Source organism: Dolichospermum sp. LEGE 00246 (assembly GCF_015207865.1).
GTDB classification, from domain to species: Bacteria; Cyanobacteriota; Cyanobacteriia; order Cyanobacteriales; family Nostocaceae; genus Dolichospermum; species Dolichospermum heterosporum.
Genome location: NZ_JADEWA010000071.1, coordinates 1 through 16,407, shown reverse-complemented (window position 1 = coordinate 16,407; position 16,407 = coordinate 1). Strand labels below are relative to the sequence as shown.

21 protein-coding genes and 1 pseudogene are annotated in these 16,407 nt (G+C 36.5%); 15 read left to right on the top strand and 7 right to left on the bottom strand.

Features of this window, described 5'->3' with window-relative positions:
• The first annotated feature begins 800 nt into the window (after positions 1-800).
• On the top strand, positions 801-1,484 hold the full coding sequence (locus IQ228_RS07600; RefSeq protein ID WP_193962546.1) for a conjugal transfer protein TrbI: 684 nt from the start codon (positions 801-803) through the stop codon (positions 1,482-1,484).
• Positions 1,485-1,591: 107 nt separating this feature from the next.
• Here the strand turns inward: IQ228_RS07600 and IQ228_RS07595 are convergent, their stop codons facing one another.
• Positions 1,592-2,947 (bottom strand): sensor histidine kinase KdpD, encoded by a 1,356-nt coding sequence (locus IQ228_RS07595; RefSeq protein WP_027402386.1) that lies wholly within the window; start codon positions 2,945-2,947, stop codon positions 1,592-1,594.
• Positions 2,948-3,314: 367 nt separating this feature from the next.
• Between IQ228_RS07595 and IQ228_RS07590 the strand changes: the two genes are divergently transcribed.
• The gene (locus IQ228_RS07590) at positions 3,315-3,638 is read left to right on the top strand and encodes a DUF3155 domain-containing protein (RefSeq protein ID WP_193962545.1); all 324 of its coding nucleotides are present in this window, start codon (positions 3,315-3,317) and stop codon (positions 3,636-3,638) included.
• A gap of 456 nt (positions 3,639-4,094) precedes the next feature.
• Here IQ228_RS07590 and IQ228_RS07585 read toward each other — a convergent pair whose 3' ends face one another.
• Positions 4,095-4,628, bottom strand: a complete 534-nt coding sequence (locus IQ228_RS07585) for a cofactor assembly of complex C subunit B (protein WP_193962544.1) — start codon at positions 4,626-4,628, stop codon at positions 4,095-4,097.
• A 121-nt stretch (positions 4,629-4,749) separates the two neighbouring features.
• Here IQ228_RS07585 and IQ228_RS07580 point away from each other — a divergent pair, with 121 nt between their 5' ends.
• Positions 4,750-5,322 carry a DUF3611 family protein gene (locus IQ228_RS07580; RefSeq protein ID WP_027402383.1) on the top strand — a complete coding sequence of 191 codons (573 nt, stop codon included), beginning with the start codon at positions 4,750-4,752 and terminating at the stop codon, positions 5,320-5,322.
• 20 nt (positions 5,323-5,342) lie between these two features.
• Here the strand turns inward: IQ228_RS07580 and IQ228_RS07575 are convergent, their stop codons facing one another.
• On the bottom strand, positions 5,343-5,924 hold the full coding sequence (locus tag IQ228_RS07575; RefSeq protein ID WP_370566844.1) for a Uma2 family endonuclease: 582 nt from the start codon (positions 5,922-5,924) through the stop codon (positions 5,343-5,345).
• 225 nt (positions 5,925-6,149) lie between these two features.
• Between IQ228_RS07575 and serS the strand changes: the two genes are divergently transcribed.
• Together serS and IQ228_RS07565 are read left to right on the top strand one after the other, a co-directional pair.
• Positions 6,150-7,430, top strand: coding sequence for a serine--tRNA ligase (gene serS / locus IQ228_RS07570; protein WP_193962543.1), 1,281 nt, complete (start codon positions 6,150-6,152; stop codon positions 7,428-7,430).
• 321 nt (positions 7,431-7,751) lie between these two features.
• Positions 7,752-8,660 (top strand): hypothetical protein, encoded by a 909-nt coding sequence (locus IQ228_RS07565; protein WP_193962542.1) that lies wholly within the window; start codon positions 7,752-7,754, stop codon positions 8,658-8,660.
• 294 nt (positions 8,661-8,954) lie between these two features.
• Here the strand turns inward: IQ228_RS07565 and IQ228_RS07560 are convergent, their stop codons facing one another.
• Both IQ228_RS07560 and IQ228_RS07555 read right to left on the bottom strand, forming a co-directional pair.
• The gene (locus tag IQ228_RS07560) at positions 8,955-9,356 is read right to left on the bottom strand and encodes a type II toxin-antitoxin system HigA family antitoxin (protein ID WP_096668043.1); all 402 of its coding nucleotides are present in this window, start codon (positions 9,354-9,356) and stop codon (positions 8,955-8,957) included.
• A 133-nt stretch (positions 9,357-9,489) separates the two neighbouring features.
• A complete protein-coding gene (locus IQ228_RS07555) occupies positions 9,490-9,777 on the bottom strand; it encodes a type II toxin-antitoxin system HigB family toxin (RefSeq protein WP_096668045.1) in 288 nt (95 codons plus the stop codon).
• Positions 9,778-10,235: 458 nt separating this feature from the next.
• On the opposite strand from IQ228_RS07555, the gene IQ228_RS26510 reads away from it, so the two are divergent.
• The 10 genes from IQ228_RS26510 (at position 10,236) to IQ228_RS07505 (ending at position 15,544) form a co-directional block, all read left to right on the top strand.
• Positions 10,236-10,586, top strand: coding sequence for a type II toxin-antitoxin system HicB family antitoxin (locus tag IQ228_RS26510; protein ID WP_201769136.1), 351 nt, complete (start codon positions 10,236-10,238; stop codon positions 10,584-10,586).
• A 100-nt stretch (positions 10,587-10,686) separates the two neighbouring features.
• Positions 10,687-10,926 carry a hypothetical protein gene (locus IQ228_RS26505; RefSeq protein ID WP_027402376.1) on the top strand — a complete coding sequence of 80 codons (240 nt, stop codon included), beginning with the start codon at positions 10,687-10,689 and terminating at the stop codon, positions 10,924-10,926.
• A 3-nt stretch (positions 10,927-10,929) separates the two neighbouring features.
• The gene (locus tag IQ228_RS07540) at positions 10,930-11,097 is read left to right on the top strand and encodes a hypothetical protein (RefSeq protein ID WP_168204374.1); all 168 of its coding nucleotides are present in this window, start codon (positions 10,930-10,932) and stop codon (positions 11,095-11,097) included.
• A 512-nt stretch (positions 11,098-11,609) separates the two neighbouring features.
• Positions 11,610-11,831, top strand: coding sequence for a hypothetical protein (locus IQ228_RS07535; RefSeq protein ID WP_027402375.1), 222 nt, complete (start codon positions 11,610-11,612; stop codon positions 11,829-11,831).
• Positions 11,819-12,115, top strand: a complete 297-nt coding sequence (locus IQ228_RS07530) for a type II toxin-antitoxin system VapC family toxin (protein ID WP_193962541.1) — start codon at positions 11,819-11,821, stop codon at positions 12,113-12,115. Before IQ228_RS07535 ends, IQ228_RS07530 begins: the two co-directional genes overlap by 13 nt.
• 269 nt (positions 12,116-12,384) lie before the next feature.
• A complete protein-coding gene (locus IQ228_RS07525) occupies positions 12,385-12,627 on the top strand; it encodes a hypothetical protein (protein WP_027402373.1) in 243 nt (80 codons plus the stop codon).
• Positions 12,620-12,934: a type II toxin-antitoxin system VapC family toxin gene (locus IQ228_RS07520; protein WP_228043747.1), complete on the top strand. Its 315-nt coding sequence runs from the start codon at positions 12,620-12,622 to the stop codon at positions 12,932-12,934. The genes IQ228_RS07525 and IQ228_RS07520 overlap by 8 nt, the downstream gene beginning before the upstream one ends.
• A gap of 91 nt (positions 12,935-13,025) precedes the next feature.
• Positions 13,026-13,253 carry an antitoxin gene (locus tag IQ228_RS07515; protein ID WP_193962540.1) on the top strand — a complete coding sequence of 76 codons (228 nt, stop codon included), beginning with the start codon at positions 13,026-13,028 and terminating at the stop codon, positions 13,251-13,253.
• Positions 13,254-13,655, top strand: coding sequence for a type II toxin-antitoxin system VapC family toxin (locus IQ228_RS07510; protein WP_027402371.1), 402 nt, complete (start codon positions 13,254-13,256; stop codon positions 13,653-13,655). It abuts the gene before it with no gap.
• A 389-nt stretch (positions 13,656-14,044) separates the two neighbouring features.
• Complete coding sequence (locus tag IQ228_RS07505; protein ID WP_193962539.1) at positions 14,045-15,544, top strand: family 10 glycosylhydrolase; 1,500 nt, start codon at positions 14,045-14,047, stop codon at positions 15,542-15,544.
• A gap of 12 nt (positions 15,545-15,556) precedes the next feature.
• Here IQ228_RS07505 and trxA read toward each other — a convergent pair whose 3' ends face one another.
• Both trxA and IQ228_RS07495 read right to left on the bottom strand, forming a co-directional pair.
• On the bottom strand, positions 15,557-15,886 hold the full coding sequence (trxA, locus tag IQ228_RS07500; protein ID WP_193962538.1) for a thioredoxin: 330 nt from the start codon (positions 15,884-15,886) through the stop codon (positions 15,557-15,559).
• Positions 15,887-16,053: 167 nt separating this feature from the next.
• Positions 16,054-16,407 (bottom strand): annotated as a pseudogene (locus tag IQ228_RS07495) (hypothetical protein); the annotation flags it as partial.

The window sequence follows — 16,407 nt, the reverse complement described above, 5'->3', positions numbered from 1 at the left end:
TATCATTGAAGGCAGAGCCTTCTAGAATTCATTCCCAGTCAGAGACTGGGAATGAGATGATCTGGGTTCTTTGCGGGGTAGATATTTTACGTTAAGTTGACACCAATGAAGCTCTTGCTTTACCCCTACACATCTGGGTTCTTTGTCATTTGGCAAAAGTTTAAATCTCACAAGTACATAGTATAACTCTTAACTGGGAACAGTTTCCCTACCACATCTCGTTCCTAGTCTCTGACTAGGAATGCAGTTGATGAGGCTCTGCCTCTCATAAGCTGTTACGCAGCTAAATTTGATAACCATAATTTACTTGAACTTTGTAGTGCGGGCATCTTGCCCGCTAGAATTATACAAACTAAATGCACAACAGCTTATCATTGAAGGCAGAGCCTTCTAGAATTCATTCCCAGTCAGAGACTGGGAATGAGATGATCTGGGTTCTTTGCGGGGTAGATATTTTACGTTAAGTTGACACCAATGAAGCTCTTGCTTTACCCCTACACATCTGGGTTCTTTGTCATTTGGCAAAAGTTTAAATCTCACAAGTACATAGTATAACTCTTAACTGGGAACAGTTTCAACTGTCTGGACATCCTCAATTTTCCAAATCTGACAAAGAAAAATTCACCTATTTTGAGACACCATCAGCCAAAACCTGGCACTTTTTTGTGATGAAAATCCGTGAAACTCTTATTAATAAATGGTTTTAGCTTTATTTAGCAAGCCCTACTTAACAATTGTCCAGAAACTATCCTAGCTAGTCCACGTCACCATACATATCACATATTATTGGCAATCTTATCATGAGTCGTTCTATCCATTGGCAATCTAGCACCGCTGCACTCATGGCTATAGCCATTACAACAGGTATAGCCATCCCCATGCTATCATTTAACCCTGTTTTTGCCCAAGGATTTAATCTCAATCAATCGCGGACAATTAGTATCCCCGCTAATGTCACTTTACCTGTTACCTACGAAAAAGAGAAGGTTATTGTCAAACCGGGTGAAACATTGGTTCTAACTCTGAAAATAGCTGACAATGTTACTGATAGAAACAGAAATATTTTAATTCCTGCTAATACTGAAGTTATTGGAGAATTACAACCAGTAAGATTAAATGGGGCATCTACTAATAATAACCGGCAAGGTGTCCGCTTTGTAGCCAGGGAATTAGTATTTCCCTCTGGACAACGACAACAGATTTATGCTAACTCTAAAACCATCACCCAAACAGAAACAATTACCAAAGGATCAAGCACTGGACAAATATTAACAGATGCGGCTATTGGTGCGGGTGCTGCTACTCTGATTTCTTTGGTGACTGGTAACAAGAAAATTGAAGTTTTAGAACCCGTAGGTGGTGCAGCAGCGGGGGCTTTAGCTAGTGTACTATTGCGAAAACCAAAAGCTGATGTTTTTGTGTTAAGACCAGAACAAGATTTAGATATTACCCTGACTTCAAATTTAGTCATAACTCGTCAATAACACAAGTCACTGGAGGAAGATAGCCTCTAGTTGGCTTTCATCCCTTGCCTAAAGGACAGTTAAGTTTTTCCGCCACGCTCCAAAACTTGCCCTCAAGGGTTTTTAGCTTAACCGACAGATTGCAACCAAATTATAAATGTAGTTCCTGGGGTATTTGGTAATGTGATAACTGAGCTAATGGCTGGACTAAAAACCTCGATGTTTCCCTGCATTTCTACTATTAACTGTTTAGCAATGGCAATTCCTAAGCCAGTTCCCGGAATTTCTGTTTTTGCCTGTACACCCCGGTAATGTCTTTCTCCTAGATGTTCTAAGTCCTCTGGAGGAATACCAGGACCTGTATCACTAATAGCAATACCTTGTAAATTTCCTTTTTGTTGCCCACATTGTACTAAGATTTTACCTCCAGGTGGTGTATATTTTAAAGCGTTATCAAGGATATTACTCAAAACTTCTCCTAAGGCTTTTTCATTCACCCTCGCTAGGGGTAGGTGAGGAGAAATTTCTGTGATTAATTGTAGATTTCGTTCTTGAGCGATCGCTTGGGCAGATATTAATAAAGGTGCTAATAAATCTACTAAGAAACGATTAGTTAATTGTTCCCCTGTTCCGGGCAATAATAACGCAGGTTTAGCTGCTTTTTGGACATTTGCGTTAATAACTACTTTTGATTCTGGTAGAGGTAAAGGTTCTGAATCTGCTGTATTTAAATCAATTACTTGATCAAATTGTTTTAATAGTTCTTGTAAGCGATCGCTCTCCCGGACTATACTGGTAGCTACTTCCCGATTAGGATCAACCGGGAGCATCCGCTTAAATAGTAATTTCCCAAAGGTGCGGATAGCAGTTAAGGGGTTACGAAATTGATGTAAAAGATTATCTAATAAATCCCGTTGTCTCTCTTGGAGAATTTGTTCCTGCTGGAGTTGATGTTGTAACCATGACTGGCGCTGGTCTAAAATGCAAGCGATCGCTAAAGTCTTAGCAATGCGTTCAATTTCCCGTTCCTCTCGTTCATTCCATTCCCTATCTTCTCTGGCCGTCACCAATAACCCCATCATCACGCCTTCATGAATCAAAGGTAAAACAATTTGGTTATGACTCAGCCAGTATTCATCTTGTGCATCATGTAAATTTTGTTTTCCTGTTGCTGCCGATTCCGCTGATTCATGGGAGGATGTTGGAGTCGGTTTTAACAATCTCATTTGCTGATTGGGTAATGCTAAAACATTAGCTAATCTTACAGGATAACCTTCCCCCACCTGACTATATTCATCACTAGGATTTAATGCTATAGTCTCTGGATACACCATTACTGGAATTAGTCGCGCCTCTGCTGTAGATTTTTCTACTAGTTCTTGTGTCAAATAAACAACGCTAAAGCCCGCTCCCATCCCTTGGGTTAGCAGAGCCATTTGCTCTCGACATAGAGCAAGAAAATCAGAACTGGCAGACATTAGCATGAGTTCAGGAATCTAGGAGGAAAAAGGAGTTACCGAGTCAGAAGAAGAAGGAAAGAAGGAATTGGTAGGGGTTTAGCTTATGCCTTACCCCTATAGCTTTCGACCTAATTTTCGCATTTTATTCAAGTACATAACGTTACTAAGGCTTCTAGCTATCTAGTTTAGTCTGGTAATGGATGATTGGTAGGGAAACAATAGCTGAAAAGTCAGCAATTTTTTTAATTTTTAAGTCTTCATTTTTGACAGTTTTACCCTAGTTGTATCAAAACATTAAAAACTATTGATCTTTTAAGATAGAACTTATATAATGACGACGGATTTTGTAGCCATAACTACAGTCTATAGCTTGAAACAGGAGGACAATAGGTTGGCAAGGAGACGCAAGCGGAAGAGTCGTCGTAGGCAGGAAGGACGGCGCATACTTGAGCATATCCCTCAGTACAGCATTGAAAGTGGCGAAGATAAACCTGTGACAGCAGCAAGAAAGTTCATTCAAGCTGAAGGTATCATGCCACCTGCGCTGCTACTAGTAAAACGCAATGAACATACAACAGATCGGTATTTCTGGGCGGAAAAAGGTCTGTTTGGCGCTCAATACGTAGAAGAGAATCATTTCTTGTTCCCTAGTCTCAGGATTTTAGAATCACCAACAGCACAACAAACTGTGTCTGTTGCTGTGGCTAGTAACTAAACAACAAATGACTATCATATCTTGTAAATGTGACTTCTGACTCTGTGAATAATTAACTGGCAATTATGACCGGTTTGTTCAAAAATTCCATTTCTTTTAATTTTTTGGTTGAATTTGCCAGTAGAGTTTAAATACATTCTCTCAAGTCATGGGATAATTAATTCCTCATTAATCTGTAGTAGATTAGATGAATCAGTTTGTTATCAGCTTATACAAAAGAGAATAGCGACAGAGCCAAGGTCATCCAAAAAATGAAGTATGAATTATTTATTTATGCTCTCACTAATTTGGACTACTATCAAGCTCTGTCCGCCAATTTAAATTTTTCCTCATGACATACCAAGCATCAGGAAGATTAACAGCACTAGCAGAATTTTCTCTTCTTCCCTACTGCTGATTTACTCAAAACTTGAGTCAGAAGCCTACATAATGCTAGTTTTCACCCCCAACAATCAATCAAGTGTCAAGTGTCTTTAGCTGTAATGCCCTTTGTAACTCAGCCAGTTCATCTCTATGGGCAGTTACAGTGATTGTACTTGAGAAGTTTTGCCCACTTGGGATATTTTCCATCTTGAGTGACACCTTCTCAAGTCTTCCAGATTTTTTCCAGTACAATAACCCACTTAAAGGCGAAAACAGGATTATTACTGGAAAAAATTGGCCAAAATCGGGCAAAAGCATTGATAGAACCAACGCCAAACAACCCAAACCGACGGCTGCTAATATAGTCAAAAATATAGCTAGAAACCAGCTAGGGCTAACCAATCCTTCAAAAGTGACTTGATTTTTAGTAGAATCTACCACTGAAACTCGATAAGCACGAGAGCGAAAATACTCCTTTAATGCAGCCATTAATGTACTTTCATCCTGTTCTGAAGTCAATTGCATCATTTCTGTACGATCCTTGGTCGAAGCGCGTATAAAGAAAAATAATCCAACTGATAACAGAAAAGTTAAGAGGAACGTAGATTGAGAAACAGTAGAATTCATAACTAATTTTACGTCTGAAATTTTCAGTAGACTTAACCCATTATCAATTATTCTGGAAATAGGTAACAGCTAACAAACAACAAACGGAAGTTGTTCTTAATTTTTAAGTTTTAATTTTTATATGACGCAAAACTCCGAAACACCATCATCTAACCTTCGGGCTATAGCCCAACAATTTCGCCTAGCAGGTTGGATTAGTTTATGGATTCAGTTGGTATTAGGTGTAATTTCTGGAATAATTGTCTTGTTATTTGGCATTTTTAGTCAAAAAGCAGGTAGCCCCAGTAACAATCCAGGAACGGGCTTTGGCGTGTTTTTAGCAATTTGTGGCATACTTCTGTTGGGTGCTGGTATTTACTTAGCTTATCGCTACACTAGAATTGGCAAGAAATTAGAGTCCCCTAATCCTACTAATCGCCCTCGGAAGGTGGAAACCGTGCAAGTATTGCGTTTAGGTCTATGGATAAATTTAGGGGGAATATTAGTCACTTTATTGGGAGCGCAAGCGATCGTTGGTACACTAGTAGCTAGGTCTATATCTCCTCAAGCAGTAACTACTCAATTATTTGACCCGACTCGGATTATTAGCGGATTGGATATGCTTATAGTCCAGGCAAATACAAACACAGTATCAGCGCATTTTGCTGGGTTATTGGCATCCTTGTGGTTAATAAATCGGATTAATAAACCATAATTGACAGTGCTTGTAGTATCTTAATCCCTGAAAACAGGTAATTCTAAAATAAATCCTGGTAACACATTTTCTCCCGATAAACTTGTCGGTAATGATACTATTTCTACAGACTGATTTTGACGGTAAATTTCTACTTGTTGATTTTGAGGATCAATTAACCAACCTAAACGTAAACCACTATTAAGATATTCCTGCATTTTCTCCTGTAATTGACTTAAAGAATCTGTACGAGAACGCAATTCTATGACAAAATCAGGACAAATTTTAGCAAATTTCTCTTTTTCTTGAATGCTTAAAGAATCCCAACGTTCATTAGCAATCCAAGCCACATCAGGAGAGCGTTTACCACCATTAGGTAGAGTAAAAACAGTGGAAGAACTAAATACTTTTCCGAGTTTGGTTTGAAGATTCCATAACCAAACATAACCATTAAAATCTGACTCTCTATTACCACTAATTGCACCAACTGGAGGCATAATTATCAATTCTCCCTTAGCTGTTTGCTCAAGTTTCCAATCTTCATTGATTTGACATAGTTGATAAAACTGTTCATCACTTAACTCTACATTTTTGATATTTAAAATAACTGATTGAGTTGTCATCATTTCTGAAAACTCCTTAACGCTTAGGTAATGGAGAAGAGTATCTGAACTAATTATCAACTATATTTTGTAGATTTGCTACTGATTATAATTAAACGCAGATAAACGCAGATAAACGCAGATAGGAAACGTGGCATTAGTGGTATATAGGGTTTAGCATTGTTAAGCCCCTACGATTAATTATCTCAATCAAGTATAATTGACAAAACTTAACGAAATTCACCAATGCTAGATATTAAACAAATTAGAGAAAATCCCCAATTAATACAAGAAAAGTTGAATACTCGTAGTGGTAAATACGAGATTCAGCCTATCTTAGATTTGAGTCAACAACAACGGGAATTGGAAGTAAAACGCAATGAACTCCAAGCCCGGAGTAATGAAATTGGTAAACTGGTGGGACAAAAGGTAAAATCTGGTGTTAATCCTCAAGATGGGTCAATTCTGGCTTTAAAAGAAGAAGGAAACAGCCTCAAAATCACATTAAGCTCATTAGAACCCCAGGAAAAAGAATTAAAAGCCCAAATTCACCAATTACTCTTAGCACTTCCGAATTTACCCAGTGATTCTACCCCCATTGGTACAAGTGAAGATGATAACCAAGAAGTGAAAACATGGGGAGATGAATATAAACCCGAAAATCCCAACATTGTCCCCCATTGGGAAATCGGCGAAAAGTTAGGTATTTTGAATTTTGAAAGAGCGGTAAAAATTGCCCAAACTCGGTTTGTAAGTTTGATAGGTGCAGGTGCTGCTTTAGAAAGAGCATTAATCCAATTTATGCTTTCTAAACATATTGAAAATGGCTATATAGAAGTTAGTCCCCCATTGTTAGTTAATACTGATTCTTTAACGGGAACAGGACAATTACCCAAGTTTGCAGAGGACAGTTTTAAATGTGCAGAAGATGATTTGTGGTTAATTCCTACTGCGGAAGTTCCTGTCACTAATTTTTATCGAGAGGAAATTATCAACGCGGAAGAATTACCAATTTATCATACTGCATATACGCCATGTTTTCGGCGGGAAGCGGGAAGTTATGGCCGGGATATGCGAGGTTTAATTCGGTTACATCAATTCAATAAAGTTGAGTTGGTGAAATTAGTAAAACCGGAAAGTTCTTTTGATGAATTGGAGACGTTGCTAGTCAGTGCAGAGAGTATTTTACAGGCTTTAAAATTGCCTTATCGGGTGATTAATTTATGTACTGCTGATTTAGGTTTTTCGGCAACCAAGACTTATGATTTAGAGGTGTGGTTGCCTTCTGCTGGCAAGTATCGGGAGATTTCTAGTTGTTCTAATTGTGTGGATTTTCAAGCGAGAAGGGCGGATATTCGATTTAAGGATGCTGGTAAGAAGGGGACGCAGTTTGTGCATACTTTAAATGGTTCCGGTTTGGCTGTGGGAAGGACTATGGCGGCGATTTTGGAGAATTATCAGCAAGCTGACGGGACGATTAAAGTACCGGAGGTTTTGCAGGTTTATTTGGGTAGGGAGGTTTTGTAGGATAGGGGTTTTGTAGAGGCGTTTTTGGGGGTGCGTCTCTACATGGGTTTTGATAAAGCATATTTTTAGAATATATTATAGGTTGATACCCTAGCAGTATACTAGTGTGTTAATTCTGTGTATTTTTGGAGGGATTGTCCAGAAAATTATTGGTGTTACCGTAGTTTACACCGAAAGCATCTGTTCCAGGCACGTTCTCATAAAAATATGACGACATATTTTGTGCATGAAGTCTTATAGGATAAGGGATTCAGAATTAACACACTAGCAGTATACTAACTTTAGTAAAGTAACTGTAAATTTTATTCTGAGCATAAGCTTATGCAAAAACAGTATATCTACTCAATACTCGGTCTTTTCGTTGGTGCTTTTATTAATGTCCTTTTTAACCTAATTGCCGCTGCTATTCAGCAACGCACTATTGGTGAAAAGTTTAATAATCAGACGATTTGGTGGATGGCTATATTTGCAACTTTAGGCTTGTTAGTTGGATATTGGTTAAGCCTCAAATCAGAAAGTTCTAATAAAGCGAAGCATCAAGGTGGAATTAGAGGCAGACGCATGAAAACTAAGAAAGGTCGTTTTCGTGCAAAGGAAACCACTGGTCAAGGTATTGATCTAGAGGATGTTGAAGCTGAAGGTGATGTTGATCTTATAGGCACTCACTTACAAAACGATAAATATCGTAATTCTATTTTACCAAATGTCCCTGGATCTATTGATGCGAACTCCTTAAATGCTGGTGGAAATATAGCTATCTTCAATGGTTCATTACCTCTAGCAGAGCAACTTAACTATTTCCAAGACCAGTTAAATATTTCTTCTTCTCATCCAGATAGCTATCCTTCAGCTAGACTCCAATCGTATTGGAATATATGGAGAAAACTCCAATTACTCCGGTTAGCGGGAGAGGAATTGTGGAAAGGAGCAAGCGAAAATAATATTATGAATTTCTCTCAACTGTTGAACGAAATACTCTTAAAATTAGATGAAAGTGCTATATTCTTTGAAGAAGAAGAATATATGAGGCTTCGGGAAATATTAAATGTATTTGGTAACTTCAGACTTGGAAAGATTCGTCTTATAGACATACGCAATGAAGAAGATTTATATCTAATCTCTCCGAGTCAAGCAAGGCGGCAAATCGAACGTAATCTTAGATACAAATGTGAGTATGAAGAACTTTTGGATAAAATTCGTGTTTCTTTTAGAGATAGGCTTAGATGCTAGATTATCTAATCTTGATCGCTCATCTCGTAGGGTGCGTTAATGAAATGTAACGCACCGTTTTTTATTAATATTTAACTGTCTGAATCAGGATATCCAGGATTAAAGGATTAACAGGATTGTATTTGAGTTTGATCTGCTGGGGTAATTGAATTAGAGAAATTTCTGAAAATGTAGATAAATATTAAAAAAACATCCTGTACATCCTCAAATCCTGGACATCCTGATTCAGACCATTTTCAGCTACAATTAAAGCATTAGAAGTGATTCAGAAAGTAAGTTATTATCCCCATTTGCTTACAAAAACAAAGAATATGATACATGAAAAAAATCTCCCAATGCTTTGGCTTGATTTTTGCTAATACTTCTTTTACCATTTATTACTTCTGAAGTAATACCTTTTGAGCCAAAAATCTCGACAATATCCTTTTGTTTGAGTTCTCTTACTGACATTAACTCATGTAATATATCTAGGGGAGTTATAGCTTTCATCTGATAGACTCTATTTTCATATTGCTCAATTAGTGTTACTAGCAACTGTAAAACTTCAGCTTGTTCATCTGTCAAATTTTCCCCTAAATCCATAAATTTATCTACTTCATTTAGTAGACGCTTATGTTCTATTTCTGTGTCAATTATACGTGGCACAGTTTCAGAAAGTAGCTTAATGTATTCTTCCTTGTTTAGTGTAGTTGTCATATACAACCCCCTTTGGGGTAGAATGTTTTCACTAGGGACATAGTAAAGCCATATCCTAGATGTTTATGAGCTTCTGAGTAGTGTAATTAGACTATTGAGAAGCGAAATCCTCTAATAATCCTCTAATTATTCCTTATTTTTTCCACTTATCTTCATTATATTCACTATGAGTTAATACATCCTCAATCTTAATGGTCTTGACTTTATAGGTAATTTTAGTAATTAACCGAAACTTATTTCCTCCTATATTAAAAACTGTGTACCCTTGTACAAAATCTGCGTGTGGATAAACTTCCCTTACATCTATAATGTGTTTCCATTCTTCCTTTTGAGCAGTTTGGAGCCAAACATTAAGACTAATTTCAGCATCTGGATGAATCTTACTAAATTCAGTTAGGTTTTCGATGCCAATTACTTTCATAATATATTATTAAATTCGATTTTTTTAGTTTAAACATATCTGCTTTACCTTGTTTTTTTGGTCGGTCTAACTTTATGTTCTCATAAAGAGAACCAAATGTCAAGCCTCTGTACAGGAATTTTTGGAAATTCATTTCAATTAGGCGAAGTGTTGAAATTACCACCGCGTAAACGTTACGCTACTCCTGGATTTCTCATCTTGTAGGGTGCGTTCTCCGAAAGTACAGCACCATTTTTTATTAATATTTAACTGTCTGATAGCGCAGCGTGGCGCAAGTCATATCAGGATAACCAGGATTACAGGATTAACAGGATTGTATTTAATATTGATATTGTGGGATATTTGAATTAGCGCAATTTCGTGAAAATGTAGATAAATATTAAAAAACATCCTGTACATCCTCAAATTCTGAGCATCCTGATTCAGACAAATAATGTTAAAATTTTTACTAGCAGAAAATGGTCAAAAAAGATAAACTAATTGAAAAATTAAAAAATAGCCCTAACAATGTAAAGTTTAGTGATATTCGTAAACTTTTAGAGTTAGAGGAGTTTTTCTTAGATAGAATTAATAGAAGGAGCGTAATCATGAATTATCCCATAGTTGTTTATCCTTGTGAAGAAGGCGGTTTTGTAGCAGAAATTCCCGCATTAAAAGGATGTTTAGCACAGGGTGAAACTTTAGAAGAAACCTTACAAGAATTGATAATTGTGCGAAACTTATGGTTAGAAACAGCCGAAAAATATGGTCAAAAATTGCCAGATATTGAAGGTGCTATTGCAAAAGTGAAAGCTCTAAGTAGCGTATGAATTTTAGAATCAGGATTTCCACCGATTAAAGGATTAACAGGATTGTATTTGAGTTTGATATTGTGGGATATTTGAATTAGCACAATTTCCGAAAATGTAGATGAATATTAATAAAACATCCTGTACATCCTCAAATCCTGAAAATCCTGATTCAGACAAAATGCAATTTTGTGAAAATGTAGATGAATATAAAAAACTCTATGGATTGGATTATCTGTTAACATGGAATTGTAAGCACATTGCTAACCCCTATATTCAGAAAAAACTCTCACAGATTGCTGATAGTTTAAAGTATGAATTGCCAACAATATGTACACCTTATGAAATGTTAGGAGAATAATTTATGTGGAATGATGAAGTTTTGGCAGAAATTCGCAAAATAAGAGATGAACAAGCTAAGTCATTTAATTATGATTTGGCTGCTATTTGTGCTGATTTAAGAAAACAACAAGCAACTAGTGGAAGAAAGATTATTTCTATTCCATTAAAGAAGGTAGTTCTCTCACGCTAATTTTGTAGGGTGCATTAATACAATACAATGCACCGTTTTTTATTAATATTTAACTGTCTGATAGCGCAGCGTGGCGCAAGCCATATCAGGATATCCAGGATTAAAGGATTAACAGGATAATATTTGATATTGATATTGTGGGATATTAAAATTAGTGCGATTTTGTGAAAATGTAGATAAATGTTAAAAAACATCCTGTACATCCTCAAATCCTGGACATCCTGATTCAGACAAAATGCAATTTATGAAAATGTAGATAAATATCAAAAAACATCCTGTACATCCTCAAATCCTGGACATCCTGATTCAGACAAAATACAATTTATGAAAATGTAGATAAATATTAAAAAACATCCTGTAAATCCTCAAATCCTGGACATCCTGATTCAGACAAAATACAATTTCTGAAAATGTAGATAAATATTAAAAAACATCCTGTACATCCTGATTATGAGAAAATGTGATTGTTTAAACTATAATAAAATATAACCATCATTCATCATCAAATTACTATGCTAAAAAGTTACGAAGCAATTTATGAAAATGGGCAATTAACATGGTTGTCAGAACAACCTCAAGTTAATTCTGCTCGTGTGATTATCACCATACTACAAGAAAACTTACCATCAAAAAAACGCCGTATTCCTCCTGCTTCCATTGCTGGTAAAGGTAAAACATTGGGTGATATTGTTAGTCCTATTGTCAATGAAGAAGAGTGGGAATGTCTCAAATAATAGTCCTTGATACTCATATCTGGTTCTGGTTTATTAGTCAACAATTTGATGAATTTCCTACCCATTGGAGAGAAATAATTGAAACATCTGAAGAAGTAGGAGTTTCCGCTATTTCCTGTTATGAAATTGCACTTGCACAACAACGAGGAAGACTAGAATTACCTTGTACTGCTAATCAATGGTTTCAGGAAGCATTAGAACCATCAGGTATTATATTATTTCCCTTGACTGCGGAAATTGCTCAAATCCTGGATATCCTGATTCAGACAAAATGCAATTTATGAAAATGTAGATAAATATTAAAAAAACATCCTGTACATCCTCAAATCCTGGATATCCTGATTCAAACAAAATGCAATTTATGAAAATGTAGATAAACATTAAAAAACATCCTGTACATCCTCAAATCCTGGATATCCTGATTCAGACAAAATGCAATTTATGAAAATGTAGATAAACATTAAAAAACATCCTGTATATCCTCAAATCCTGGACATCCTGATTCAGACAAATTTGGTATAATTAACATGAGCATTCACTAACTAAGTTAACTATGAAAACACTAGACATAAAAGTAACTATAACAAATGATGGCAAATTATTAGTCAATTCTCCTGTAGATATACCAATGGGAGAATATAACGCTGTTATTGTATTAGAAGATCGCCCAATGGAACATCATCTGCAAACTTCTGTACAAAATGCTCAGGCTATTTTTAGAAAATATATTCCTGCTAATAGAGAACTTTCTGAAGAATTAATTCAGGAACGAAAAGAGGAAAGTTTAAATGAGTGAAGTTGTTGTAGATGCTTCTGCTATTTTAGCTTTACTCAATCAAGAAACTGGTAGCGAAGAAGTTTTAAAGTTTATGGGTAAAGCTGCAATTAGTACAGTAAATTTATCTGAAGTTATAGCAAAATTAGCAGATGCAGGAATCCCGGAAGAAGATATTAGACAGATTCTTTCTAATCTCAATCTTGAAGTTATTGATTTTAATAAAGAACAAGCATTAAAAGCAGGAATGTTGCGCCCAAATACTAAATCAATCGGGCTTTCATTTGGTGATAGGGCTTGTTTAGCATTAGGTATTATTCTTAATTAGCCTGTTCTCACAACTGATCGGTTGTGGGGTAGTATTAATGTGGGGGTTGAAGTTAGAGTAGTGCGTTAGGCATTAATGAGAGGAAATAACCATGAATACAGCCAAACTTAGCAGTGATGGTACTCATCAAATGGTGATATTACCAACAGATTTTAAAATGACAGGTACTGAAGTCTATGTTAAAAAAATTGGTAATGCCATTATTCTTATTAGTAAAGATAATCCGTGGCAAACTCTAATTGATAGTTTAGATCGATTTTCTGATGATTTTCTGATGACTAGAGATCAACTTCCTATTGATAAAAGAGAGGAATTTTAAATGCAATATCTTCTCGATACCAACATCTGTATTTATCTGATTAAGCAAAAGCCAGAAAAAGTTATAGCAAGATTTCAAACCTTGTCAATTTCTGATATTGGCATTTCTTCCATTACCGTTGCTGAATTAGAATATGGTGTTTATAAAAGTCAGCAACAAGAGAAAAATAAAAATGCCCTTATGCAGTTTTTACTTCCTTTAGAAATTATTGAATTTAGTCAAAATGCAGCAGTGATTTATGGATATATTAGAAGTGATTTAGAAAGTAAAGGGCTTGTGATTGGACCAATGGATATGCTAATTGCTGCTCATGCAATGAGTTTAGGTGTTACTCTAGTTACTAACAATATACGCGAATTTTCTCGCATTCCTAAACTCTCATTAGAAAATTGGGCAGAGTAAGTTAATGAAATGTAATGCACCGTTTTCTATTAATATTTAACTGTCTGATAGCGCAGCGTGGCGCAAGCCATATCAGGATAACCAGGATTACAGGATTAACAGGATAATATTTGATATTGATATTGTGGAATATTAAAATTAGTGCAATTTTGTAAAGATGTAGATAAATATTAAAAAACATCCTGTACATCCTCAAATCCTGGATATCCTGATTCAGACAAAATGCAATTTATGAAAATATAGATGAATATTAAAAAACATCCTGTACATCCTCAAATCCTGGACATCCTGATTCAGACAAAATGCAATTTTATGAAAATGTAGATGAATATAAAAAAACATCCTGTACATCCTCAAATCCTGGACAATCTTTTTTGTGGAGTTCTCTTATGTCTGATTTCAACTGGAAATTTTTAAGGATAGTTTTATCTTGGCAAGGTTTATTTACTGTAATTATTACTAATTGCTTATTGATTCTCAACCTAGCTACCAAACCAGCCATTGCTCAGAACGGACAGGATTGTTGGGTATCATCAAAAGCAACTCAAGAAAAAGAAAACTTACGTTTATTGGCTTTTAAAGGCAATAAAGAGGCGGCAAGTCGCTATCAGAAATTACTCAAACAGCATACACAAGAATTAAAAACCTGTCGTAGTCAGACTTGGCCGCAAACTCAGGCTATTTGGTTGCGCCTGTATCCCTGTGATATCCAGCCGGGAGCAGTTGATCAAATTATGGATCGAATTGTCAACCAAGGCTATAACCAAGTTTATTTAGAAGTATTTTATGATGGACGGGTACTATTACCCGCCGCAGCTAATTCTACTGTTTGGCCTGCTGTAGTTCGCCTTCCTGGGGCAGAAAAATTTGATTTATTAGCATCAGCAATTAAAAAAGGGAAACAACGGGGGTTAAAAGTTTATGCTTGGATGTTTACTAATAACTTTGGTTACACCTATGCTCAACGTGCAGATAGACAAAATGCGATCGCTCGTAATGGCAAAAATCAAACCAGCTTATCCGTAGTAGAAGATAGTTCCCAAGTCTTCATTGATCCCTACAACACCCAAGCAAAAACCGATTACTACCGCATGGTGCAACAGGTTATCCGCCGTCGTCCAGATGGTGTTCTCTTCGATTATGTTCGTTATCCTCGTCAGACCGGCATTGACTCCATTGCTACCAAAGTTCATGACCTCTGGCTATTTACTCCAGCCACCCAAGAAGTCCTATTTAGTCGCGCCAAAAATGCCAAAGGATTAGAATTAATTCGTCGTTTTTTAACCAAAGGATATGTCAGCGCTGGCGACATAGCAGAAATTGATAAACGCTATCCTCAAGAAGATGAACCCATGTGGGAAGGGCGTATTCCCCCCAAAAAGCAGAAATCCTTGCCTTCTCCAGGAGAAAAACAGCGGGTTTTGCAATTGGATTTGTGGTTACTCTCCGTTGCTCATGCTATGCAAGGTATCTTAGATTTTGTAGCTTTAGCAAGTTACCCAGCCAAACAAAAAGGTATTCCCGCGGGAGCAGTATTTTTTCCCGAAGGTAATCAAGCTTTAGGACAGGGGTATGATTCCCGCTTGCAACCTTGGGATAAGTTCCCCAGTACCCTAGAATGGCATCCCATGTCCTATGCAAATTGCGGGAATGCTAGTTGCATTGTGGCGCAAGTTCAACAAGTTTTAAAAATGGCGCAACCAGGTACAAAAGTGATTCCGGCTTTAGCTGGGAAGTGGGGAGAATCAATTAGCAATCGTCCCCCATTAGAAGTACAAATGCAAGCCCTCCGCCAATTATCTCCTCAAATTAAGGGTGTTAGCCATTTTGCTTATTCTTGGCAACATCCTGAACATGACGGAGAACGGAAAGCTTGCAATATCCGGTGAAAAATGCTGTAGCTAGGAATCAACATACCTATCTAATGTAGTAGCTAATGTAGTTTTAGGAACAGCACCAACAACCGTTTTAATTTGTCGTCCCCCCTTAAATATCATCAAAGTGGGAATACTGCGAATCCCGTAATGACTAGCAACAGTAGGATTTTGATCAGCATTCAACTTTACCACTTTTACCTGTCCTGCATATTCCGCAGCAACTTCTTCCACTACAGGAGACAGCATCTTACAAGGACCGCACCAAGGGGCCCAAAAATCAACTAAAACAGGAGTTGGACTTTCTAGCACTTCTTGCTTAAATGTAGCTTCAGTGACATTGGTAATAGATGACATAAATTGTTTGCCTAGATTTCAATCAATAACTTAATAATATCGAATAAAAGAGGAGAGCAGGAAAACCAAATTATCTGCGTTTATCTGCGTCTATCTTCTGCCATCTGCGGTTAATTATTGCCCATTATACCTCACTTGCATAGAAATTTCTCTACTTTGTTAAAGTGTTAATTTACCTCTAAATTAGGGGAATTTTGATCAGCACCACAATGATGACAATAAGGTAATTCTTTATAAGTTAACTCATGACAATTATGGCATTCGACATATTGATAGTAACCGCAGTGGGGACAGTGGCTATCTTGAGGACGAATTTTTCTAGCACACCGAATACAGCGGGATTTTTGAATTCTGTTAGCTGCTTGAATTCTATGATTAAAGACAACGGTTTGGAAGAATTTAATCATGCCAAAACCAACTAAGGGAATTAGCAAAATATAAACATAACTAATTAGGAAAACTAGCCCACCAAACAGAAAACTAATAATATCAAACAAGAATTTAAATATTACACCAATTCT